We start from the raw sequence: 23,043 nt of genomic DNA on the forward strand, positions 1-23,043 counted from the left end.
AGGCAGGCGGCAGCAGCCATCGACAACTCGACCTGGTTACGGTACGCGCGGCTACGCCATCCGGTCAAACCGACCGGTCACCGGGGTCCATTGTGCACAGGCTGTGGACAACAACTTGAACCACGTCAGCCGCCCCGACTACCTTGGCTGGACTCCGCAATCTTTTCCGTTCTGTCCTTACCTGTCCTTACGGACTTCGACCCACCGTCCCGAGAACCACACATTCGTGGGACCTGCGAGGAAGCGTGCCCCGTGGCTGACGTACCTGCCGATCTTGCCGCAGTGTGGCCACGCGTGCTGGAACAGCTCCTCGGCGAAGGCCAGGGCATCGAGCCCAAGGACAAGCAGTGGATCGAGCGCTGCCAGCCGCTGGCACTGGTGGCCGACACCGCGCTCCTTGCCGTCCCCAACGAGTACGGCAAGCAGGTCCTCGAGGGCCGGCTCGCCCCGCTCATCAGCGAGGCCCTCAGCCACGCCTGCGGCCGCCCGATCCGGATCGCGATCACCGTCGACGACTCGGTCGGCGAGCCGGCCCCGCCCACGTCCCCCGCCCGGCCGACGCAGCCCCAGCAGCAGCGCTATGACGAGCGGCCGCAGGCGGAGCCGTACGGCGGCTACGAGAAGTACGAGAAGTACGACGACTACGGGCGTCCGATGCCGGACGACGGTCTGCCGACCGCCCGCCCCGCCTACCCCGAGTACCAGCAGCAGCGCCCCGACCCGGGCTCCTGGCCGCGCGCCCAGGAGGACCTCTCCTGGCAGCAGCAGCGGCTCGGCGGCTTCCAGGAGCGCGACCCGTACGCGTCGCCCCGCCCGCAGCAGCCCCAGCCGCGGTACGACGAGCGGCCCCCGGCGTACGAGCAGCAGCCGCAGCGGCCCGAGCGCGGCGAGCTGCCCGACCCGCAGGGTCCCGGCGGCGGTCCGGGTCGCCCGGGCGGTCCCATGCCCGGCCGGATGGGCACCGGACCCACCGGCGGCCCCGGCATGGGCGGTTCCTCGTCCGGGCAGGGTGCCGGCTCCGGCGCGCCCGGCGAGCAGCACGCGCGACTGAACCCCAAGTACCTCTTCGACACCTTCGTCATCGGTTCCTCGAACCGCTTCGCGCACGCGGCCGCCGTCGCGGTGGCCGAGGCGCCGGCGAAGGCGTACAACCCGCTCTTCATCTACGGGGAGTCGGGGCTCGGCAAGACCCATCTGCTGCACGCGATCGGTCACTACGCCCGCAGCCTCTATCCCGGTACGCGGGTGCGGTACGTGAGCTCCGAGGAGTTCACCAACGAGTTCATCAACTCGATCCGCGACGGCAAGGGCGACGCGTTCCGCAAGCGCTACCGGGACGTGGACATCCTGCTGGTCGACGACATCCAGTTCCTCGCGAGCAAGGAGTCGACGCAGGAGGAGTTCTTCCACACCTTCAACACGCTGCACAACGCCAACAAGCAGATCGTGCTCTCCTCGGACCGGCCCCCCAAGCAGCTGATGACCCTGGAGGACCGGCTCCGCAACCGCTTCGAGTGGGGTCTGACCACCGATGTGCAGCCGCCGGAGCTGGAGACCCGTATCGCGATCCTGCGCAAGAAGGCGGTCCAGGAGCAGCTCAACGCCCCGCCGGAGGTGCTGGAGTTCATCGCCTCCCGGATCTCGCGGAACATCCGTGAGCTGGAGGGCGCGCTGATCCGGGTGACCGCGTTCGCGAGCCTCAACCGTCAGCCTGTGGACCTCGGGCTCACCGAGATCGTCCTCAAGGACCTGATCCCGGGCGGCGAGGACTCGGCGCCCGAGATCACCGCCGGCGCGATCATGGCGGCCACGGCGGACTACTTCGGTCTGACGGTGGAGGACCTGTGCGGCTCCTCGCGCAGCCGGGTCCTGGTCACCGCCCGGCAGATCGCCATGTACCTGTGCCGGGAGCTCACGGATCTGTCGCTGCCGAAGATCGGCGCTCAGTTCGGCGGTCGCGACCACACCACGGTCATGCACGCGGACCGCAAGATCCGCGCGCTGATGGCCGAGCGGCGCTCCATCTACAACCAGGTCACCGAGCTCACCAACCGCATCAAGAACGGCTGAGCCACCGCAGCGGACCCCTCCGAAGGGCGCCCAGGGACACCTCCCGGGGCGCCCTTCGGCGTTCCCGGGCCGGCCCGGAGGCCGGTGGGCGCCTGTGTACGAGGCTCCGCGGCGGCCCGTCGGCGGTCCCGCGGCGGTCCCGTGCTGGTCCGCCGACGGTCCCGGGGACGGTCCGCCAGGGGTCCGCGCCGGTGCCGCGGCGAGTGCGCTGTTCGATTACTCCGTTCCGGTGGCGGGTTCTCCACAGATTGGGGGATGATCTCCCGTCCACAGGGTGGGGACTGCGAAGTTATCCGGATTGCTTCCACAGGCCCCGCTGCTGACAGCTCATCACACCAGGTCAGAGGGGTGTGGAATTGTTGGCAAACGATCTCCACAGCCTGTGGACGAAAGATCCGTCCACAGGTGCCCCGCTCCGTTGTCCACCGGCAACCCACAGGGTGGGGTCGGTTGCCCACAGCTTCTCCACACCGCTGTCCACTGTTCGGCAACGAAACACGCGGTCTCACCGCCCGGAGTGAAAGCCGTCACACCAAGGGAGACGATTGGGCTGTGGGGAACCTGGGTAAAGCTGGGGACAGCACTGGGGAGAAGTCCCCCTGTCCTGTGCATCGGGTGTGCAGAACTTTCGCGTGTCCACAGAGCACCCCGGTTTTCCACGGGCTCCACCCACAGGCTCGGTGGACAAAAAACAGGCAGTGACCTGCGGAAACGACGTTATCCACGGTTTCCACAACCCCTACTACTACTCCCACATAGAGTTAGCCCGGAATCCGCTTCGAAGCGGGGCCTGTGCACAACTCGAGCCCGGAGCCTCGGCGACCTCTTGTCGCGACTTGACCCCGAGCCGCACCGAGTGTCGGTGGCGTACGTCAGACTGGTTCCCGCAGTCGACGAAGAGCCAGCAACAAGCAGGAGGCGGTTCCGGTGAAGATCCGGGTGGAGCGCGATGTACTCGCGGAGGCGGTGGCGTGGGTGGCTCGCAGCCTTCCGGCCCGTCCGCCGGCGCCCGTGCTCGCTGGCCTTCTGCTGAAGGCCGAGGACGGCGCGCTGAGCTTCTCCAGCTTCGACTACGAGGTCTCGGCCCGGGTCTCCGTCGAGGCGGAGGTCGAGGAGGACGGCACCGTCCTCGTCTCCGGCCGCCTGCTCGCCGACATCTGCCGCGCCCTCCCCAATCGCCCCGTGGAGATCTCCACAGACGGTGTACGGGCGACCGTGGTCTGCGGCTCCTCCCGCTTCACTCTCCACACCCTGCCTGTGGAGGAGTACCCGGCGCTGCCGGAGATGCCCACCGCGACCGGCACCGTCCCCGGTGAGGTCTTCGCCTCCGCCGCCGCCCAGGTGGCCATCGCCGCCGGCCGTGACGACACGCTGCCCGTCCTCACCGGTGTGCGCATCGAGATCGAGGGCGACACCGTCACCCTGGCCTCCACCGACCGCTACCGCTTCGCCGTCCGCGAGTTCCTGTGGAAGCCGGAGTCCCCGGACGCCTCCGCGGTCGCCCTGGTGCCCGCGAAGACCCTCCTGGACACCGCCAAGGCGCTCACCAGTGGCGACACGGTCACCCTGGCGCTCTCCGGCTCCGGCAAGGGCGAGGGCCTGATCGGCTTCGAGGGCGCGGGCCGCCGCACCACCACCCGCCTGCTCGAGGGCGACCTGCCGAAGTACCGGACGCTCTTCCCCACCGAGTTCAACTCGGTCGCGGTCATCGAGACCGCTCCCTTCGTCGAGGCCGTCAAGCGTGTGGCCCTGGTGGCCGAGCGGAACACCCCGGTCCGGCTCAGCTTCGAGCAGGGTGTGCTCATCCTGGAGGCCGGCTCCAGCGACGATGCACAGGCTGTGGAGCGGGTGGACGCGCAGCTGGACGGCGACGACATCTCGATCGCCTTCAACCCGACCTTCCTCCTGGACGGTCTGAGCGCGATCGACTCCCCGGTCGCCCAGCTCTCCTTCACGACCTCCACCAAGCCGGCGCTGCTGAGCGGCAGGCCGGCCGTGGACGCCGAGGCGGACGAGGCGTACAAGTACCTGATCATGCCGGTCCGACTGAGCGGCTGACGGCGTCGACTGAGCGGCTGACCCCACAGGTGTGCACGGGGGTCCGGGCGTAGGCTCGGACCCGGGTACGAACCGCACACGACGCTTAAGGAATCTCTGATGGAGCTTGGTCTCGTCGGTCTCGGCAAGATGGGCGGCAACATGCGTGAGCGCATCCGCCGCGCAGGCCACACCGTCATCGGATACGACCGCAATCCGGACCTCGCCGATGTCCCCAGCCTCGAAGAGCTCGTGGGCAAGCTGAAGGGTCCGCGCGTCGTGTGGGTCATGGTCCCTGCGGGTGCCGCGACCCAGTCCACGATCGACGAGCTGGCGAACCTGCTCTCCCCCGGCGACATCGTCGTGGACGGCGGCAACTCCCGCTGGACGGACGACGAGAAGCACGCCGAGGAGCTGGCGGCCAAGGGCATCGGCTTCGTCGACTGCGGCGTCTCCGGCGGCGTGTGGGGCCTGGAGAACGGCTACGCGCTGATGTACGGCGGCGACGCCGAGCACGTGGCGCGCGTCCAGCCGATCTTCGACGCCCTCAAGCCCGAGGGCGAGTTCGGCTCGGTCCACGCGGGCAAGGTCGGCGCCGGTCACTTCGCGAAGATGGTCCACAACGGCATCGAGTACGCGATGATGCAGGCCTACGCCGAGGGCTGGGAGCTCCTGGAGAAGGTCGACTCCGTCACCGACGTGCGCGAGGTCTTCCGCTCCTGGCAGGAGGGCACCGTCATCCGCTCCTGGCTGCTCGACCTCGCGGTCAACGCCCTCGACGAGGACGAGCACCTGGACAAGCTGCGCGGCTACGCGTCGGACTCCGGCGAGGGCCGGTGGACCGTCGAGGCCGCCATCGACAACGCCGTACCGCTGCCGGCGATCACCGCGTCGCTGTTCGCGCGGTTCGCGTCGCGTCAGGACGACTCGCCGCAGATGAAGATGATCGCCGCGCTGCGCAACCAGTTCGGCGGCCACGCGGTCGAGACGAAGAAGTAATCCACAGGCTGTGCACCCCGCGGTGCACAGCAGCCGGGGGAAGGTCGGCGCCCACCATGCATGTCACGCATCTGTCGCTGGCCGACTTCCGCTCGTACGCCCGGGTCGAGGTCCCGCTCGATCCGGGCGTCACCGCTTTCGTGGGGGCGAACGGGCAGGGCAAGACGAACCTCGTCGAGGCGGTCGGCTATCTGGCGACCCTCGGCAGCCACCGGGTCGCCTCCGACGCCCCGCTGGTCCGCATGGGAGCGGAGCGGGCGGTCATCCGGGCCGCCGTCACCCAGGGCGAGCGCTCCCAGCTCGTCGAGCTCGAACTCAACCCGGGCCGCGCCAATCGTGCCCGTATCAACAGGTCCTCGCAGGTCAAGCCACGTGACGTGCTGGGCATCGTACGGACGGTGCTCTTCGCTCCGGAAGACCTCGCGCTGATCAAGGGCGACCCCGGCGAGCGCCGGCGCTTCCTCGACGAGCTGATCACGGCGCGCGCGCCGCGCATGGCGGGCGTGCGCTCCGACTACGAGCGGGTGCTCAAGCAGCGCAACACCCTCCTGAAGTCCGCGGCCATGGCCCGGCGGCACGGCGGCCGCGGCATGGACCTGTCCACCCTCGACGTCTGGGACCAGCACCTGGCCCGCGCCGGCGCCGAACTGCTCGCCCAGCGACTGGACCTCATCGGGATGCTGCGCCCGCTGGCCGACAAGGCGTACGAGCAGCTGGCGCCCGGGGGCGGACCGGTCCACCTGGAGTACCGGTCGTCCGCGCCCGGCTCCGGGCACACCCGCGAGGAGCTGTACGGGCAGCTGATCGCCGCGCTCGCCGACGTACGCAAGCAGGAGATCGAGCGGGGCGTCACGCTCGTCGGGCCGCACCGCGACGACCTGCTGCTCAAGCTCGGCGACCTGCCGGCCAAGGGGTATGCGAGCCACGGCGAGTCCTGGTCGTACGCGCTGGCGCTGCGGCTCGCCTCGTACGACCTGCTGCGCGCCGAGGGCAACGAGCCGGTGCTCGTCCTCGACGACGTGTTCGCCGAGCTTGACGCGCGGCGGCGGGAACGGCTGGCCGAGCTGGTGGCGCCTGGCGAGCAGGTGCTGGTGACGGCGGCGGTGGACGACGACGTGCCGGGGGTGCTCGCGGGGACGCGGTACGCCGTGGCCGGCGGAGAGGTGGAGCGGGTATGAGCGAGCAGTTCTCTCCCCAGCCTGTGGACAAGTCGACGGCTCCGGCCACGCCGGAGGTCTCCGGGGTCGACCTCGCCCGGGTCGCGCTGCGCGCCGCCAAGGAGCAGGCGAAGGCGCGGGGCGCGGCGGCGCAGCAGAAGAAGCAGGCCCGGCGCGGGGGCGGGCTGCGCTCCGGCGCGCGCGCCGACGGGCGCGATCCGATGGAGCTCGGCGCCGCGATCAACCGGCTGATCACCGAGCGGGGCTGGGAGACGCCGGCGGCGGTCGGCGGGGTCATGGGGCGCTGGCCGCAGATCGTGGGCGAGGACCTGGCCAAGCACTGCGTACCGCTGAAGTACGACGAGGAGCCGGAGGAGCGGGTGCTCACCGTGCAGTGCGACTCCACGGCGTGGGCCACACAGCTGCGGCTGCTGGCGCCGCGGCTCGTCGCGCGGCTGAACGAGGACCTGGGGCACGGGACGGTGCGGGTGATCAAGGTCCTGGGTCCCGGTGCGCCGCGCCGGGGGTACGGGCCGTTGCGGGCGCCGGGGTCGACGGGCCCGGGGGACACGTACGGCTGAGCCGGCGGTCCGGCGTCCGGCGGCCGGTGGGGGCGCGGGGCACTGAGCCGGCGGTCCGGCGGTCCGGCGTCCGGCGGTCCGGCGGCCGGGCGGCCGGGCGGCCGGTGGTGGCGCGCGGCCAGGAAAAGGGGCGCGGGCGCGCGCGTGGGCGTCGTCCCCACCCGTTCCCCTCCCAAGGACTGCGTCCAAGGGTGGCCCCAGCGGAACGACTGCCCACAACCGGTGGGGACGGCATGCCCGCGACTCCGCCCACTCGCCGTCACCGCCCGAAGCGCTAGGTGGCCACCAGAGGCGTCTGGAGCCCCTCCCCGGATATGGGGAGTCGTCTCGCGCCCGCCGAGGGCGGCACATGAGCATTCAGGTACCGGCAAACCCCCATGAGTGTCAGTGGTACCGGTAGACTGGGAGACAATCCCGCCACCCTGCGGAACATGTCGAACGACGCAGCCGCTCCCGTATGCCCGGAGAACGGCCTGTGCTGTGCCAGAAAGGGCGCTTCGTGGCCGATTCCGGCAACCCCAACGAGAACAACCAGTACACCGCCAGCAACATCCAGGTACTCGAGGGTCTGGATGCGGTGCGCAAGCGCCCCGGCATGTACATCGGCTCGACCGGTGAGCGCGGTCTGCACCACATGGTGCAGGAGGTCGTCGACAACTCCGTCGACGAGGCCCTGGCGGGCCACGCGGACACCATCGACGTCACGATCCTGGCCGACGGCGGCGTGCGTGTCGTCGACAACGGCCGTGGCATCCCGGTGGGCATCGTCCCGTCCGAGGGCAAGCCGGCCGTCGAGGTCGTGCTGACCGTGCTGCACGCGGGAGGCAAGTTCGGCGGCGGCGGCTACGCGGTCTCCGGTGGTCTGCACGGCGTCGGCGTCTCCGTCGTGAACGCCCTGTCCACGAAGGTCGCCGTCGAGGTCAAGACCGACGGCCACCGCTGGACGCAGGACTACAAGATGGGCGCTGCGACCGCGCCCCTCGCCCAGCACGAGGCGACCGACGAGACCGGCACCTCGGTCACGTTCTGGTCCGACCCGGACATCTTCGAGACGACCGAGTACTCCTTCGAGACGCTCTCGCGCCGCTTCCAGGAGATGGCCTTCCTCAACAAGGGCCTCACCATCACGCTCACCGACGAGCGCGAGTCCGCGAAGGCCACGGTCGGCGCCGACGACCCGGACGCCGAGGCCGCCGCCGAGCCCGTCGCGCGCACGGTGAAGTACCACTACGAGGGCGGCATCGTCGACTTCGTGAAGTACCTCAACTCGCGCAAGGGCGAGCTGATCCACCCCACCGTCATCGACGTCGAGGCCGAGGACAAGGAGCGCATGCTCTCGGTCGAGATCGCGATGCAGTGGAACTCCTCGTACAGCGAGGGCGTGTACTCCTTCGCGAACACGATCCACACCCACGAGGGCGGTACGCACGAGGAGGGCTTCCGCGCCGCGTTGACGACCCTCGTCAACAAGTACGCGCGCGACAAGAAGCTGCTCCGCGAGAAGGACGACAACCTCACGGGCGACGACATCCGCGAGGGTCTGACGGCGATCATCTCGATCAAGCTCGGCGAGCCGCAGTTCGAGGGCCAGACCAAGACCAAGCTCGGCAACACCGAGGCGAAGACCTTCGTGCAGAAGGTCGTGCACGAGCACCTCACGGACTGGTTCGACCGCAACCCGGTCGAGGCCGCGGACATCATCCGCAAGGGCATCACCGCCGCCACCGCGCGCGTCGCCGCGCGCAAGGCGCGCGACCTGACCCGCCGCAAGGGCCTCCTGGAGTCGGCCTCCCTCCCGGGCAAGCTCTCCGACTGCCAGTCGAACGACCCCACCAAGTGCGAGATCTTCATCGTCGAGGGTGACTCCGCCGGCGGCTCGGCCAAGTCCGGCCGCAACCCGATGTACCAGGCCATCCTGCCGATCCGCGGCAAGATCCTGAACGTCGAGAAGGCCCGGATCGACAAGATCCTGCAGAACACCGAGGTCCAGGCGCTGATCTCCGCCTTCGGCACCGGTGTGCACGAGGACTTCGACATCGAGAAGCTCCGCTATCACAAGATCATCCTGATGGCGGACGCCGACGTCGACGGTCAGCACATCAACACCCTGCTCCTGACCTTCCTCTTCCGCTTCATGCGGCCGCTGGTCGAGGCCGGGCACGTCTACCTCTCCCGCCCGCCGCTCTACAAGATCAAGTGGGGCCGGGACGACTTCGAGTACGCGTACTCGGACCGGGAGCGCGACGCGCTGGTCGAGCTGGGCAAGCAGAACGGCAAGCGGATCAGGGAAGACTCGATCCAGCGCTTCAAGGGTCTCGGCGAGATGAACGCCGAGGAGCTGCGGGTCACCACGATGGACGTCGAGCACCGGGTGCTCGGCCAGGTCACCCTGGACGACGCGGCACAGGCCGACGACCTGTTCTCGGTGCTGATGGGCGAGGACGTCGAGGCGCGGCGCTCGTTCATCCAGCGCAACGCCAAGGACGTTCGCTTCCTCGACATCTGAGTCGGTCTCAGCTGACCGTACGAAAGGACTGACGACCAGCAATGGCCGACGAAAACATCACCACCGAGACCCCCGAAGAAGAACCGCAGCTGCGGATCGAGCCCGTCGGTCTCGAGACCGAGATGCAGCGCTCGTACCTCGACTACGCGATGTCCGTCATCGTGTCCCGCGCGCTGCCCGACGTCCGTGACGGCCTCAAGCCGGTGCACCGCCGTGTGCTGTACGCGATGTACGACGGCGGATACCGGCCCGAGAAGGGCTTCTACAAGTGCGCCCGCGTCGTCGGCGACGTCATGGGTAACTACCACCCGCACGGCGACTCCTCGATCTACGACGCGCTCGTCCGGCTCGCCCAGCCCTGGGCCATGCGGATGCCGCTGGTGGACTCCAACGGCAACTTCGGCTCCCCGGGCAACGACCCGGCCGCCGCCATGCGCTACACCGAGTGCAAGCTGGCGCCGCTGTCGATGGAGATGGTCCGCGACATCGACGAGGAGACCGTCGACTTCACGGACAACTACGACGGCCGCTCCCAGGAGCCGACCGTCCTGCCCGCCCGCTTCCCGAACCTGCTGATCAACGGCTCCGCCGGTATCGCGGTCGGCATGGCGACCAACATCCCGCCGCACAACCTGCGCGAGGTCGCCTCCGGCGCCCAGTGGTACCTGGACCACCCCGAGGCCAGCCACGAGGAGCTCCTCGACGCGCTCATCGAGCGCATCAAGGGCCCCGACTTCCCCACCGGCGCGCTCGTCGTCGGCCGCAAGGGCATCGAGGAGGCGTACCGCACGGGTCGCGGCTCGATCACCATGCGCGCGGTCGTCGAGGTCGAGGAGATCCAGAACCGCCAGTGCCTGGTGGTCACCGAGCTGCCCTACCAGGTCAACCCGGACAACCTCGCGCAGAAGATCGCCGACCTGGTCAAGGACGGCAAGGTCGGCGGCATCGCCGACGTCCGCGACGAGACCTCCTCGCGCACCGGCCAGCGCCTGGTCATCGTGCTCAAGCGGGACGCGGTCGCCAAGGTCGTCCTGAACAACCTCTACAAGCACACCGACCTCCAGACGAACTTCGGCGCCAACATGCTGGCGCTCGTCGACGGGGTGCCGCGCACGCTCTCCCTCGACGCGTTCATCCGGCACTGGGTGGCGCACCAGATCGAGGTCATCGTGCGCCGGACGAAGTTCCGGCTGCGCAAGGCCGAGGAGCGCGCCCACATCCTGCGCGGTCTGCTCAAGGCGCTCGACGCGATCGACGAGGTCATCGCCCTCATCCGGCGCAGTGACACCGTCGACGTCGCCCGCGAGGGCCTGATGGGCCTCCTGGAGATCGACGAGATCCAGGCCAACGCCATCCTCGAGATGCAGCTGCGCCGGCTCGCCGCCCTGGAGCGCCAGAAGATCGTCGCGGAGCACGACGAGCTCCAGGCGAAGATCAACGAGTACAACGCGATCCTGGCCTCGCCCGAGAAGCAGCGGACGATCGTCAGCGAGGAGCTCGCGGCGCTGGTCGAGAAGTTCGGCGACGACCGCCGCAGCCAGCTCGTGCCCTTCGACGGCGACATGTCCATCGAGGACCTGATCGCCGAGGAGGACATCGTCGTCACCATCACGCGTGGCGGCTATGTGAAGCGGACGAAGACCGAGGACTACCGCTCGCAGAAGCGCGGCGGCAAGGGTGTGCGCGGCACGAAGCTGAAGCAGGACGACATCGTCGACCACTTCTTCGTCACCACCACGCACAACTGGCTGCTCTTCTTCACCAACAAGGGCCGGGTCTACCGGGCCAAGGCGTACGAGCTGCCGGACGCCGGCCGGGACGCCCGCGGCCAGCACGTGGCCAACCTGCTGGCCTTCCAGCCGGACGAGCAGATCGCCCAGATCCTGGCGATCCGCGACTACGAGGCCGCGCCGTACCTGGTGCTCGCCACCAAGGCCGGCCTGGTGAAGAAGACCGCGCTGAAGGACTACGACTCGCCGCGTTCGGGCGGTGTCATCGCGATCAACCTGCGCGAGCGGGACGGCGCCGAAGGCACGGCCGACGAGCTGATCGGCGCCGAGCTGGTGTCGGCGGACGACGATCTGCTGCTCGTCAGCAGGAAGGCGCAGTCGATCCGCTTCACCGCGACGGACGACGCGCTGCGCCCGATGGGACGAGCGACTTCCGGCGTCAAGGGGATGAGTTTCCGCGAGGACGACGAGCTGCTCTCGATGAATGTCGTCCGGCCGGGTACGTTCGTCTTCACCGCGACCGACGGTGGCTACGCCAAGCGCACCCCGGTCGACGAGTACCGCGTCCAGGGCCGCGGCGGCCTCGGCATCAAGGCCGCCAAGATCGTGGAGGACCGCGGCTCGCTCGTGGGCGCGCTGGTGGTCGAGGAGACCGACGAGATCCTCGCCATCACGCTGTCCGGCGGTGTGATCCGTACGCGAGTCAACGAAGTCAGGGAGACCGGCCGTGACACCATGGGCGTCCAGCTGATCAACCTGGGCAAGCGCGATGCCGTCGTCGGTATCGCCCGCAACGCCGAAGCCGGCGGTGAGGACGAGGACGCCGACGACGCTGTCGAGACGGCCGAGGCAGTCGAGACGACGGAGACGGTTGAGGCGGTCGAGGGCACGGAGCCCGCGACCGGGGAGCACGAGGAGTAGAGCGTGAGTGGAGCCACGGGCGCCGGTCCGGCCGACGGCCGGACCGCAGGATCGAGCGGTGCCCGTGGCTCCGCCACGGACTCCCAGGGGGTTACGGTGACGGACACTCGGGGGCAGCGGCCCTCGTACGACGCGTACAACGGGCCACTGCCCGGTGAGCGCGCGGGGACGCAGCCGCAGGGCGGTCCCTACCATCCGCCGCAGGCTTACGGCGCTCCCGCGCAGGGCGGCCCGGCGACGCAGGGCGGCCAGTCGCAGGGCGGGCCGGCCGGGCAGAGCGCGGCGGCGATGCGCAAGGCGCGGACGGGGGCGCGGACCACTCCGCGTACCCGCAAGGCGCGGCTGCGGGTGGCCAAGGCCGACCCGTGGTCGGTGATGAAGGTCAGCTTCCTGCTCTCCATCGCGCTCGGCGTCTGCACGGTCGTGGCCGCCGCGGTGCTGTGGATGGTCATGGACGCCATGGGCGTCTTCTCGACCGTGGGCGGCACCATCAGCGAGGCCACCGGCTCCAACGAGTCGAACGGCTTCGACCTGCAGTCGTTCCTGTCGCTGCCGCGGGTGCTGATGTTCACCTCGGTGATCGCGGTGATCGACGTCGTCCTGATGACCGCTCTGGCCACCCTGGGCGCGTTCATCTACAACCTGTCCGCCGGTTTCGTGGGCGGTGTCGAGCTGACGCTCGCCGAGGACGAGTGACCTGCGCGGGGGCCGCCCAGGAACCGATTTTGGGACTGGCCCCCACGTGCGCTAATCTTCAGGAGTCAGCGCGCGGGACACACACCGCAGAGCGCGGCGGGGCTATAGCTCAGTTGGTTAGAGCGCATCCCTGATAAGGATGAGGCCACAGGTTCAAATCCTGTTAGCCCCACCAGCACGAAGACCCCCAGCCAATCGCGGCTGGGGGTCTTTGACATCTGCGGCTGGCATCAGCCGATCAGCGGGTCTTCCAGAAGCTAGCGAGCATGGCCACGGCTTCCCGCTCGCCGTCGCCCACAGCGTGTGTATAGACATCCATCGTCATGCTGATCTGGTTGTGTCGCAGGATCGCCTGAGCGACCTTGGGGTGCACCTTCAGGCGGACGTCGGCAAGCTGCGGATGTGGCCCGCAGGGGCAGGGCGTAATGTGGGCCACGTATCCGGACCGCGCCCGCTGGGCGTGAAGTCCCGCGTGCCCCCCACCGATTCCTCCGTGGCTGGGGTGCGCCTGGACGAGCGGAGGATCTGCGATGGGTACAGTCACGACCGACGACGGCACCACGATCTTCTACAAAGACTGGGGTCCTCGGGAGGGGGAGCCGATCGTCTTCCACCACGGGTGGCCGCTGAGTGCCGACGACTGGGACAACCAGATGTTGTTCTTCCTGGCGCAGGGCTACCGCGTCATCGCCCACGACCGCCGTGGCCACGGACGTTCCACCCAGACCGCGACCGGCCACGACATGGACACCTACTCCGCGGACGTGACCGCCCTGACCGATGCACTCGACCTGCGGGGTGCCGTGCACATCGGCCACTCCACCGGCGGCGGCGAGGTCGCCCGCTACGTCGCCCGCGCCAAGCCCGGCCGTGTCTCGAAGGCGGTCCTGGTGGGCGCGGTGCCACCGCTGATGCTGAAGACGGAGGCCAACCCGGGCGGCCTGCCGATGGAGGTCTTCGACGGCTTCCGTGAGGGCGTTGCCGGCAACCGGGCTCAGTCGTTCATCGATATTCCCTCGGGGCCGTTCTACGGCTTCAACCGTCCCGGAGCGCAGGTGTCGCAGGGTTTGATCGACAACTGGTGGCGCCAGGGCATGATGGGCGCGGCGAACGCGCACTATGAGTGCGTTGCCGCGTTCTCCGAGACCGACTTCACTGAGGACTTGCAGCAGATCAAGGTGCCCGTCCTCGTCGCGCACGGAACCGACGACCAGGTCGTCCCGTACGACGACTCGGCACCCCTGACGGTCAAGCTTCTGAAGAACGGGACCCTCAAGTCCTACGAGGGCTACCCGCACGGGATGCTGTCGACGCACCCGGAGGTCCTCAACCCGGACATCCTCGCGTTCATCCGTTCCTGACCGGCTGCCGGGCTGCACGGCGGCAGGGTAGTCCGTCAAGGTCGGCCGCGGCGGCTGACATCAGCGGCTGGCGCAACTAGCGCGGACAGTGGCGGTCGGGGCCGGACCGCTGTGGACGATCGACCAGGGCTCGTGGCCGTCGGGTCGACTTCGACGGTCCCCCGTGATCGACCTGATAAGGATGAGGCCACAGGTTCAAATCCCGTCAGCCCCACATCGAAGATCGGCCCGGACGGTTCACCCGTCCGGGCCGATTGCTTTGTCGGACGCGTTGTCGACCTAGGTCACCGATCGGTATCGGTCGGTGTGTAGAGTGGGCGTCAGAAGTCTCCTACGTCAACGAAAGACGAGGTCGCGCGGTGAAGAAGCTTCTCCTGGTCGCACTGGCCGCCATCGGCGGGCTCCTCGTGTACCGCCAGATCCAGGCGGATCGCGCCGAGCAGGATCTGTGGACGGAGGCGACCGACTCCGTGCCCGCAGGTTCGGGTGTGTGAGACGAAACCGTCTGTGTGCGAGGCCCCGGCCGCGGTGAGCGGTCGGGGCCTCGTGCTGTCCGGGGGTGGTGGACCGGTGTCCGCGTGTCGCCCCCGTGTACGGACCCTGTAGGTCGTTCGCCTGAGCGAATAGATGGCTTGCTCTTGCAAATTTGTTGGGTCGCGGTCAAGCGGGCGGGCAGGATGGGCCGGCACGGACACGACGAGGGGAAGCGCGTTGACGAGGCAACGGGGTAGCGGCCGTACGGCAGGCGTGCTGGCGGCTGCGGTGTGCATGGCCGCCGTGCTGCTGCCGGGCGGGGCGTGGGCGGCCGGTGAGGACGGCTCGTACGGCTTCGACGGGACCGCCCAGCGGGTGAAGGGCGCCGTCTCCAATCTGGACGCCGAACAGCTGAAGGCCGGGCAGAGCTATCGGGACTCCATCAAGACGAACGGCAAGCAGTACTACCGCGTCGACCTCGACACGAAGCAGAACGCCTACGTCTCCGTCGTCGCCGTCCCCAAGGGGGCCGCGAAGGCCTCGTACGGCGACGGCATCAAGGTGAGCATGCAGGACGGCTCCGGCACGGACTGCGGCTACCAGACCACCACCTTCGGATCCTCCGCGTTCACCCGGCCCATCGCCGCCTACACCCACCGCACGATCGAACCGGGGTCCTCCAGCTGCCAGCAGGCCGGCGCGTACTACGTCCTCGTGGAGCGGACCTCCGAGTCCGACACCGCGGACTGGGACCTGGAGATCCGCTACCTCACCGAGCCGGGCGTGAAGAAGACGGGGCCCACGGCGCTGCCGGACAACTGGGCCTCGGGCACGCCCCAGCCGCCCGCCGGCGGGCCGCAACGGCGCGACGGCGGCACCGGGTTGGCCGGCGCGACCTCGCTGCGCCAGGGCGAGTGGCGCACCGACATCAAGCCGGGCCAGACGGTCTTCTACCGGGTTCCCGTCGACTGGGGCCAGCAGCTCTTCGCCAGCGCCGAGCTGGGCAGCAGCCCGGCCTCGGACGACTACGTCGGCAACGCGCTCGTGCTCTCCCTGGAGAACCGGGCCGGCGGCCACGTCGACCGGCAGGACTCCATGAGCTACGACGGAGACCCGGCCACCACGGCACTGGACCCGCAGCGGCCGGTGGCCTTCGAGAACCGCTTCTCCTCGGACGACTCCACCAGTGCCCTGCGGTTCGCCGGCTGGTACTACCTGTCGGCCACGCTCAACCCGGAGATCGCCGAGGCGTACGGGAACAAGCCGCTGCCCCTGACGCTGCGGGTGAACGTCACCGGGCAGGCCAAGCCCGGTCCTGCCTACGACGGGGCCGCCGGGCCCTTCACGGTCACCGAGGACGACCGGGACGCGGCCGCCAGCGGCCAGAGCGGGCCTCAGGCGACGCGCAGCGGCACCCTGCGGGTGGTCGGCGTGACGGGCATCGGCGTCGGGACCGTACTCGTCCTGGGTCTGGGCGCCTGGTGGCTGCTCGCCCGGCGCGCGGCGGGCTCGGGGCCCACGCCCGGGTGAGCCCGGTCTACGCCTGGAGAAGCGCCCAGATGCCCACGGCGAAGCAGACCACGGCCGCGAACAGCACCGGGACCGCCACCTTCGCGGGTGGTCCCGGCCGGCGCGCGGGAACCTGAACCGCCTGTCCGGTGTATTCACGAGTAGAGAGCTGCTCGTACGGCACCGCGGACGTGGGGGCCTGGGCGAAGGAGGCGGGGGAATGCACGGGGGACGTGAGGGCCTGGCCGGGGGCCGGGGCCGGGCCGGGGGCCGGAGCGTACGCCGGGGCCTGTGCCGGGGCGTGTGCCGGGGACGGCGGGACGGCGACCGGCTGCGTGGGCGTCCGGGGCGGCGGAGGCAGGTGGAAGCTGCCGGTCTCGGACGGGCCCGGCAGCTGCTTCGGCTCCTGCTGGGCGGGCTGCGCGGCCTCTGCGGGCTGTGCGGGGGGTACGGGCTGCGCGGACTGTACGGGCTGCACGGACTCGGGGCCGATCGGGCCGAAGCCGGCCGGCAGCGGGCCGATCTGGTCGAAGACCTCGACGGGCTCCTCGCCCGGGCCCGGCTCGGGCAGCAGCTCCGCCGCCGCGTGCAGCGCCTTGCGCGCGCCCGTGGCCGTCCGGAAGCGGGCCTGCGGGTCGGGCTGAAGCAGGCCCGCCAGGACCTGCCACAAGGGCTCCGGGATGCCCTGCGGGGCGCCCGGGGTGCCGTACGTCACGAAGTGCTCCACCAGGGCCTGGGAGTCCGGCTTGCGCCCCTGGAGCAGATAGAGCGCGACCAGGCCGACGGCGAACAGGTCGGCGGTGAAGTCCGGCTCGGCGCCCATCAGTTGCTCGGGCGCGAAGTAACCGGGCGTCCCCACCACGTAGTTGGTCTCGGTGAGCCGGGGCTCGCCCTTGCGCATCGAGATGCCGAAATCGGACAGCCGCAGATGCGGCCGCCCGGTTCCGGTGACCTCCATCAGGATGTTGGCCGGCTTGATGTCGCGGTGCACGACCCCCTCCGCGTGCACCGCGGCAAGTCCGGACAGCAGCTGGTCGAGCAGGGTGCACACGAAACGGGGCGGCAGCGCGCCGTAGTCCCCGATGACGTGGGCCAGCGAACCACCCGCCACGAGGTCCATGGTGAAAAGGACCTTGTCGTCGTCCGCGGCCCAGCTGGCCGGGGCGAGGACGTGCGGGTGGTCGATCCTGAGCGCCTGCTCGCGCACGAAGCGCAGCAGGGTGTGGGCGTCGCTCTGCTGGAGCACCTTGGCGGCCACATAGCGCCGCCGCCGGTGGTCCCAGGCGCGCCATACCGCGCCGACCCCGCCGCGACCGATGGGATCGATCAGCTCGTACCGACCGGCGAAGACCTCACCCATTGCCCTGCGCCCGCTCCCCGTGTCCTGGATCGTGCCGTCCCTGCGCCGGAGGCGTCAGTTCTGGTGCGCCTCGTAGTGCGCGACCGCGTCCGCGGTGCGCCCGGCGCCGTACACCCGGAGGAACTCTGCCAGTTCCGGGTGGGCCGGGGCGAGGGAGTCCGCGGCATCGATGATGTCGCCCGCCGCGGCCACGGAGCGCAGCAGCGACTGGATCTCGCGGACCACGCGGCGCACGGTCGGCGCACCGGCGCCGGTGGTGGACTGGCCGCTGGAGGTGAGGACGGAGCCGCCCTGGGACTTCTTGATCTCGTCCATCCGGTCGGTGGCCTCTGCGGCGCTGACGCTGCCGTCGGCGACCTGGCCGGCGAGCTCCTGGAGGGCCTGGACACGCTGGACGACGGCCGGGTTACCGATCTTGGCCCGCTGGCCGCTCATCAGCTGGGAGAGCATGGGCGCCGAGAGGCCCAGCACGGCCGCCAGCCTGGCCTGGTTCAACCCGAGATCGTCGATCAGCCGACGGAAGAGCGCCCCCAACGGCTCTCCGTACCAACTGCGCTGAAGCTCCCTGGCTCTGGCCGTGGCTTCCTGCTGCGCTGTATCCATTACTTCTCCCCATCCCTTGGGTTCGCCACTGCGAACCCCGATCAGCATCTTACGGAGAGTGGTCGCCGACGGGGAGTCCCAATCCTTTTGCGGGATACGGGGGGTGACCCGGTAGTCTGTTGTCGTTCCGGGGCCTTAGCTCAGTTGGTAGAGCGCTGTCTTTGCATGGCAGATGTCAGGGGTTCGACTCCCCTAGGCTCCACTCCGGAAGATCACCAGAAAACCCCTCCTGACCTGCGAATACGCTGGCCCGGAGGGGTTTTTTCGTCTTCTGCTCCACGTGACCGCGGCGCTCTGTTCCTCCCGGACCGCCGGCCTCTCCGCCGCCCGGATCGGGCGCGGGACTCGCTCTCGCGCGGGCGTCGACTCGATCGCCGGGCTCGCCGTCGACGCCGTGCTCGGCGGCCTCTGGCTCTGCCGCTGTGGATCGTGGAGCGGACCTCGGCGCCCGGCTGGACGGTCTCGGAGCTCTGCGCGCACTGAGCCGGACGGGTGGTGTTCATCGGAAGAACTGCACGGCGGTGGCGTCGCTCCGGGGATTCCCGGTGTGCGTCCCCATCATGAGGAAGGTACGAAAAACCCGCAATCCGAAATGAACCATCCGAGAACGCCCGTAACGTCACGAAAGTGAGGGGCCATGGCCACCGCCAAGGTCAAGCAGTTCTGGACCGCCTTCATCTCCGTCTTTTTCGCCCTGTTCGCCTCCCTCGGCCTCGCGACTCCCGCCACCGCCGCTCAGCAGCCCTCCCTCCAGCAGGGCGAGGAGCCGGCCGCCACCGGTGCCGCCGGCACGGCAGCCGCGCGTCCCGCCGTCCCCGTACCGGCACAGCGGAGTCATGACTGGCACACGGCACAGGGGCGGGCCCTGCCGCCCACCATCAAGCAGCGGATCCGCGCCGAGGCGCACGGCTCCTCTCCCTCCGTCCGCCACCTGCGCGCGGACACCCCGGCCGACACGGACCTCGCCGACCAGGCCGAGCTGACCGGCGCGGCGCTCGCGGCGAAGGCGGACCAGGACGAGAAGGACGCGCAGGCCGCAGCGGCCGCGTAGGGCGCGGCGGGAGTCTCCGCCACGCCCCCACGTTCAGCGCTTCACCCGTTCGTGCTCCACCTGTCAGTGCTCCACTTGCTTGTGCTCCACCCGTTCGTGCTCCACCTGTCCGTGTTCCACTCGTCGTGCACCGCACGACGACCGGCCGGTGATCAGCGATGCTCCTCGTCGCGGTCCGCAGCCTCCGCCTCGGCCTTCTTGGCCGCCACCTCGGGATCGAGGGGAGAACCCTCCTCGTCCACCTCGGTGGGAGCGGGCGGCTCGACCAGCCAGTCGGGATTGGCCTGCTTGTCCCACCACTTCCAGGCGGCGAACGCGCCGCAGACCAGCACGCCGAGGACCACGAGGCCCTTGGCGAGGCGTCCGGCCCTGGCCCGACGCTCGTGCTTCCTCACGATCTTCTGAACGTCCTTCGGTGTCACCTGACCGCGTAGCGCGGCCCAGGCGGCAGTCGAACGCGAACCGGCCTCATCGAGGACCGGACCGGTCGCGGCGACCGCGTGCTCGACACGCGGAACGGTGTAGTCGGTCGCCTGACGCGCGGCCTTGCGGGTCACGGCCGCAGCGCGTTGCGCGGCCTCGTCGACCCGCGGTGGCACGTGCGGTGCGACCCGGTTGTCGTACTGCAGACGCGCCTGAACACGGGCCTGCGACGCGGCCTTCGAGACTTTCGGGGCGAGCTTGACGCGCGCCTCCTGTGCATACTGAACGGCCTGGTCCCTGGCCGTCTCGGCGTACGGCGCCACCACTTCCGCGGCGTGCAGGACGCTCTCCTTCGCCGAACCTGTCGCGGCGCGCACGCTGTCCATGCGGGTCACAGGATTCCTCCTCCTCGGTGGCGATGTCGGTTTTTCACCTTTCCATCCTTTTCGGAATCATGCCTGTCCGATCGCTGTCCGGCATGCGGGGCGGGCATCCGGGGCATGCGAGGATCGGACGCGCGGGCGCAGACGCGCCGGTGCAGAGGTGGAGGAAGGCGGATCGTGGCCGAGCAGCTGTACGCGACTCTGAAGACCAGCCAGGGTGACATCGAGATTCGGCTGCTGCCGTTCCACGCCCCGAAGACGGTCAGGAACTTCGTCGAGCTCGCCCGCGGCGAGCGCGAGTGGACGCACCCGGCGACCGGCACGGTCTCCTCGGACCCGCTCTACGACGGCACGGTCTTCCACCGGGTGATCAAGGGCTTCATGATCCAGGGCGGCGACCCGCTGGGGAACGGCACGGGCGGCCCCGGCTACGAGTTCGCCGACGAGTTCCATCCCGAGCTCTTCTTCGACAAGCCCTACCTGCTCGCGATGGCCAACGCGGGCCCGGGCACCAACGGCTCGCAGTTCTTCATCACCGTCGGCGCGACGACCTGGCTCAACCGCAAGCACACGATCTTCGGCGAGGTCGTCGGCGAGGCGAGCAAGAAGGTCGTGGACGCGATCGCGGCCGCCGAGACCAACCCGCGTACGGAGCGCCCGGTCGAGGACGTCGTCGTCGAGACCGTCGTGATCGAGAGCCGCTGAGCCTCGCCCGTCCGTACCCGTACGCAGATGCCTGCACGGGAACCTTCGCGCCCCGCCCGTCCGTCAGGAGGGCGGGGCGGTCTGTTGATCCCCGCCCCCCGCTGATCACCCCCGCTGATCCCCGCCCCAGCCGCCCTGTCCTCGGGAGGACGCCTCATGGACCCGCAGTCCGGCCTGCCGCGCTGCTACCGCCACCCGGATGTGGAGACCGGCATCCGCTGCACCCGCTGCGACAAGCCGATCTGCCCGCAGTGCATGGTCTCCGCGTCGGTCGGGTTCCAGTGCCCCGACTGTGTGCGCAACGGCTCCGGCACCGGCCACGCCCCTGACGCCAACCAGCCGAGGACGCTCGCGGGCGGTCGGGTGGCCCACGACGACCGGCTCGTCACCAAGATCCTCATCGCGGTCAACCTGGCCCTGTTCATCGCGGTCCAGGTGGCCGGCGACCGGTTCACGGACCAGCTGGTGATGATCGGCCACGCCTACAACCCGCAGCTCGGCGAGGTCGTCGGGGTCGCGGACGGCGAGTGGTACCGGCTGATCACCTCCGCCTTCCTCCATCAGGAGATCCCGCACTTCCTCTTCAACATGATCGGACTGTGGGTCATCGGCGGGATCGTCGAGCCGGAGCTCGGCCGGGTCCGCTACGCCGTCCTGTGCCTGCTCTCCGGGCTCTCGGGCTCCGCGCTCGTCTATCTGCTCGACGCCCCGAACCAGGCCTCGCTCGGCGCCTCAGGGATCGTCTACGGCCTCATCGGCTCCTGGGTGGTGCTCGCCCGGCGCCGGCGGTACGACATGCGGCCGGTGCTGCTGTTCGTGGCGCTGTCCCTGCTGCTGACGTTCACCCGGCCGGGGATCTCCTGGGAGGCCCACATCGGCGGTCTGGTCGGGGGCGCGCTGGTGACGTACGGCCTGGTGCACGCGCCCAGGGCGCGGCGGGAGCTGGTGCAGTACGCGGTCTGTGGACTGGTGCTGCTGATCGATCTGGGAATGGTGTTCGCCCGGACCGCTGCGCTCACCTGAGCGGGCAGGGCTGTGGACGAGCTTCTGGGAAAGCTTTCCCCAGAGTTATCCACAGCGTGTGCCGACTCGGTCGCGCTGGTCTGGACATGACTACGCCCCCCGCCTCTGAACTGGCATTTTCTGTCAGAGGCGGGGGGCGAAGTGTTCCCCGGGCGGAGTACGCGCGGTCGTACCGGCGTCAACACCGCGGGAGTTATCCACAGATCGTCGTAAGTTATCCAGTGCTGTGCACAACGCTGTGGATAACCTCAGGGCAGAACTTGACGAGCAGCGGGGCGGGCCGCTACTTCCACTGCGTCGAGACGCCGAAGCCCGCGGCGATGAAGCCGAAGCCGACCACGATGTTCCAGTTGTTGATGGACTTGACCGGCAGGGTGCCGTCGGTGACGTAGAAGACCACGATCCACACCAGCCCGATGGCGAACAGCGCCAGCATCACGGGCGCCACCCAGCTGCGGTTGGTCAGCTTGATGGAGGCTGCCTGCTTCGAGGCGGGCGGAGGCGTGAAGTCGGCCTTCTTGCGGATCCGTGACTTCGGCACGAGGGACTCTCCTGTCGATGCGCTGCGTGACCGCGCAGGGAACGTGTGGCTGGCGCCGGGATGTGACGTACGAGGACCGCTGCGTCCCCCGGGCGTCCGTTAGCGTAGTGGTTCCGCGGCACCGAAGGGGATCAGGGTACGTTGAGCAATTCCGCCGACACTCCCACAGGGCCGGGCCGAACCGTCAGGTGGCGCCCCGTCCGGGTGCTCACCGCTGCCGTTTTCGCGCTCGCCGGGCTGATCTTCGTCACGAGCTTCAACACCGCCAAGGGCACCAACATCCGCACCGACGCCTCCCTCCTCAGGCTCTCCGACCTGATCGAGGAGCGCAGCCACAAGAACGCCGGCCTCGACGAGTCCACCGCCGCCCTGCGCCGCCAGGTCGACGGCCTCGCCGCCCGCGACGACGGCTCCACCAAGGCGCAGGACGCGCGGCTGCGGGCCCTGGAGGCCGCCGCGGGCACCACCGAGACCTCGGGCCCCGGCCTCACCGTCACCCTCAACGACGCCCCGCCCAACGCCCAGGCCGCCCCGGGCTACCCCGAGCCGCAGGCCAACGACCTGGTCATCCACCAGCAGGACCTCCAGGCCGTCGTCAACGCGCTGTGGCAGGGCGGCGCCCAGGGCATCAAGGTCATGGACCAGCGGCTCATCTCCACCAGCGCCGTGCGCTGCGTCGGAAACACGCTGATCCTCCAGGGCCGCGTCTACTCCCCGCCCTACAAGATCACCGCTGTCGGTGACCGCGGCCGGCTGACCAAGGCCCTCGCCGGCTCCCCCGCCATCCAGAACTACCAGCTGTACGTGAAGGCCTACGGCCTCGGCTGGAAAGTCGACGAGCACAAGGCGGTGACTCTGCCCGGCTACTCGGGCACAGTGGACCTCCACTACGCGAAGCCGGTGAGCTGAGCCG

General features: G+C 69.6%; 19 protein-coding genes, 2 tRNA genes and 1 pseudogene. 17 read left to right on the top strand and 5 right to left on the bottom strand.

Going from position 1 to position 23,043, the window contains the following annotated elements; genetic code table 11:
* The first annotated feature begins 252 nt into the window (after positions 1-252).
* From dnaA to ACIGEZ_RS06525, 9 genes are all read left to right on the top strand, one after another.
* Entirely contained in the window at positions 253-2,070 is a 1,818-nt protein-coding gene (gene dnaA, locus ACIGEZ_RS06485; RefSeq protein ID WP_399826542.1) for a chromosomal replication initiator protein DnaA, read from the top strand.
* Between the two features lie 927 nt (positions 2,071-2,997).
* Complete coding sequence (gene dnaN / locus ACIGEZ_RS06490; RefSeq protein ID WP_399826544.1) at positions 2,998-4,128, top strand: DNA polymerase III subunit beta; 1,131 nt, start codon at positions 2,998-3,000, stop codon at positions 4,126-4,128.
* Positions 4,129-4,227: 99 nt separating this feature from the next.
* Complete coding sequence (gnd, locus tag ACIGEZ_RS06495; RefSeq protein ID WP_399826547.1) at positions 4,228-5,106, top strand: phosphogluconate dehydrogenase (NAD(+)-dependent, decarboxylating); 879 nt, start codon at positions 4,228-4,230, stop codon at positions 5,104-5,106.
* A 56-nt stretch (positions 5,107-5,162) separates the two neighbouring features.
* Positions 5,163-6,284 carry a DNA replication/repair protein RecF gene (gene recF, locus ACIGEZ_RS06500; RefSeq protein WP_399826549.1) on the top strand — a complete coding sequence of 374 codons (1,122 nt, stop codon included), beginning with the start codon at positions 5,163-5,165 and terminating at the stop codon, positions 6,282-6,284.
* Positions 6,281-6,844 (top strand): DUF721 domain-containing protein, encoded by a 564-nt coding sequence (locus ACIGEZ_RS06505; RefSeq protein ID WP_399826551.1) that lies wholly within the window; start codon positions 6,281-6,283, stop codon positions 6,842-6,844. Before recF ends, ACIGEZ_RS06505 begins: the two co-directional genes overlap by 4 nt.
* Positions 6,845-7,319: 475 nt before the next feature.
* A complete protein-coding gene (gene gyrB, locus ACIGEZ_RS06510) occupies positions 7,320-9,350 on the top strand; it encodes a DNA topoisomerase (ATP-hydrolyzing) subunit B (RefSeq protein ID WP_399826554.1) in 2,031 nt (676 codons plus the stop codon).
* Positions 9,351-9,391: 41 nt separating this feature from the next.
* On the top strand, positions 9,392-12,001 hold the full coding sequence (gene gyrA, locus ACIGEZ_RS06515; RefSeq protein WP_399826556.1) for a DNA gyrase subunit A: 2,610 nt from the start codon (positions 9,392-9,394) through the stop codon (positions 11,999-12,001).
* Positions 12,002-12,097: 96 nt separating this feature from the next.
* Positions 12,098-12,697 (top strand): DUF3566 domain-containing protein, encoded by a 600-nt coding sequence (locus ACIGEZ_RS06520; protein ID WP_399826559.1) that lies wholly within the window; start codon positions 12,098-12,100, stop codon positions 12,695-12,697.
* 98 nt (positions 12,698-12,795) lie between these two features.
* Positions 12,796-12,872 (top strand) — tRNA-Ile (locus ACIGEZ_RS06525).
* Positions 12,873-12,927: 55 nt separating this feature from the next.
* Here ACIGEZ_RS06525 and ACIGEZ_RS06530 read toward each other — a convergent pair.
* Positions 12,928-13,076: pseudogene (locus tag ACIGEZ_RS06530) on the bottom strand (site-specific integrase); the annotation flags it as partial.
* Between the two features lie 151 nt (positions 13,077-13,227).
* On the opposite strand from ACIGEZ_RS06530, the gene ACIGEZ_RS06535 reads away from it, so the two are divergent.
* The 3 genes from ACIGEZ_RS06535 to ACIGEZ_RS06545 all read left to right on the top strand — a co-directional run bounded on the left by ACIGEZ_RS06535 (position 13,228) and on the right by ACIGEZ_RS06545 (position 16,062).
* The gene (locus tag ACIGEZ_RS06535; RefSeq protein WP_399826561.1) at positions 13,228-14,058 is read left to right on the top strand and encodes an alpha/beta fold hydrolase; all 831 of its coding nucleotides are present in this window, start codon (positions 13,228-13,230) and stop codon (positions 14,056-14,058) included.
* A gap of 359 nt (positions 14,059-14,417) precedes the next feature.
* Positions 14,418-14,552, top strand: a complete 135-nt coding sequence (locus tag ACIGEZ_RS06540; protein ID WP_003958712.1) for a DLW-39 family protein — start codon at positions 14,418-14,420, stop codon at positions 14,550-14,552.
* A 217-nt stretch (positions 14,553-14,769) separates the two neighbouring features.
* A complete protein-coding gene (locus ACIGEZ_RS06545) occupies positions 14,770-16,062 on the top strand; it encodes a hypothetical protein (RefSeq protein ID WP_399826564.1) in 1,293 nt (430 codons plus the stop codon).
* Between the two features lie 7 nt (positions 16,063-16,069).
* On the opposite strand, the gene ACIGEZ_RS06550 is transcribed toward ACIGEZ_RS06545, so the two are convergent.
* Both ACIGEZ_RS06550 and ACIGEZ_RS06555 read right to left on the bottom strand, forming a co-directional pair.
* A complete protein-coding gene (locus ACIGEZ_RS06550) occupies positions 16,070-17,401 on the bottom strand; it encodes a serine/threonine-protein kinase (RefSeq protein ID WP_399826566.1) in 1,332 nt (443 codons plus the stop codon).
* Positions 17,402-17,455: 54 nt separating this feature from the next.
* Positions 17,456-18,004, bottom strand: a complete 549-nt coding sequence (locus ACIGEZ_RS06555; protein ID WP_399826567.1) for a helix-turn-helix domain-containing protein — start codon at positions 18,002-18,004, stop codon at positions 17,456-17,458.
* 129 nt (positions 18,005-18,133) lie between these two features.
* Between ACIGEZ_RS06555 and ACIGEZ_RS06560 the strand changes: the two genes are divergently transcribed.
* Positions 18,134-18,206: transfer RNA gene (locus ACIGEZ_RS06560), tRNA-Ala, on the top strand.
* Between the two features lie 435 nt (positions 18,207-18,641).
* Complete coding sequence (locus tag ACIGEZ_RS06565; protein WP_399826569.1) at positions 18,642-19,055, top strand: DUF6344 domain-containing protein; 414 nt, start codon at positions 18,642-18,644, stop codon at positions 19,053-19,055.
* Between the two features lie 152 nt (positions 19,056-19,207).
* Here the strand turns inward: ACIGEZ_RS06565 and ACIGEZ_RS06570 are convergent, their stop codons facing one another.
* Positions 19,208-19,873 (bottom strand): DUF5324 family protein, encoded by a 666-nt coding sequence (locus tag ACIGEZ_RS06570; protein ID WP_399826572.1) that lies wholly within the window; start codon positions 19,871-19,873, stop codon positions 19,208-19,210.
* A 165-nt stretch (positions 19,874-20,038) separates the two neighbouring features.
* Between ACIGEZ_RS06570 and ACIGEZ_RS06575 the strand changes: the two genes are divergently transcribed.
* On the top strand, positions 20,039-20,566 hold the full coding sequence (locus tag ACIGEZ_RS06575) for a peptidylprolyl isomerase (protein WP_399826575.1): 528 nt from the start codon (positions 20,039-20,041) through the stop codon (positions 20,564-20,566).
* Between the two features lie 156 nt (positions 20,567-20,722).
* Positions 20,723-21,589 carry a rhomboid family intramembrane serine protease gene (locus ACIGEZ_RS06580; RefSeq protein ID WP_399826578.1) on the top strand — a complete coding sequence of 289 codons (867 nt, stop codon included), beginning with the start codon at positions 20,723-20,725 and terminating at the stop codon, positions 21,587-21,589.
* A gap of 283 nt (positions 21,590-21,872) precedes the next feature.
* Here the strand turns inward: ACIGEZ_RS06580 and crgA are convergent, their stop codons facing one another.
* Positions 21,873-22,130 carry a cell division protein CrgA gene (gene crgA / locus ACIGEZ_RS06585; protein WP_399826581.1) on the bottom strand — a complete coding sequence of 86 codons (258 nt, stop codon included), beginning with the start codon at positions 22,128-22,130 and terminating at the stop codon, positions 21,873-21,875.
* 141 nt (positions 22,131-22,271) lie between these two features.
* Here crgA and ACIGEZ_RS06590 point away from each other — a divergent pair, with 141 nt between their 5' ends.
* Positions 22,272-23,039: a DUF881 domain-containing protein gene (locus ACIGEZ_RS06590; protein ID WP_399826583.1), complete on the top strand. Its 768-nt coding sequence runs from the start codon at positions 22,272-22,274 to the stop codon at positions 23,037-23,039.
* Positions 23,040-23,043 lie beyond the last annotated feature (4 nt).

The organism is Streptomyces sp. NPDC085481 (genome assembly GCF_044541845.1).
GTDB lineage: Bacteria > Actinomycetota > Actinomycetes > Streptomycetales > Streptomycetaceae > Streptomyces.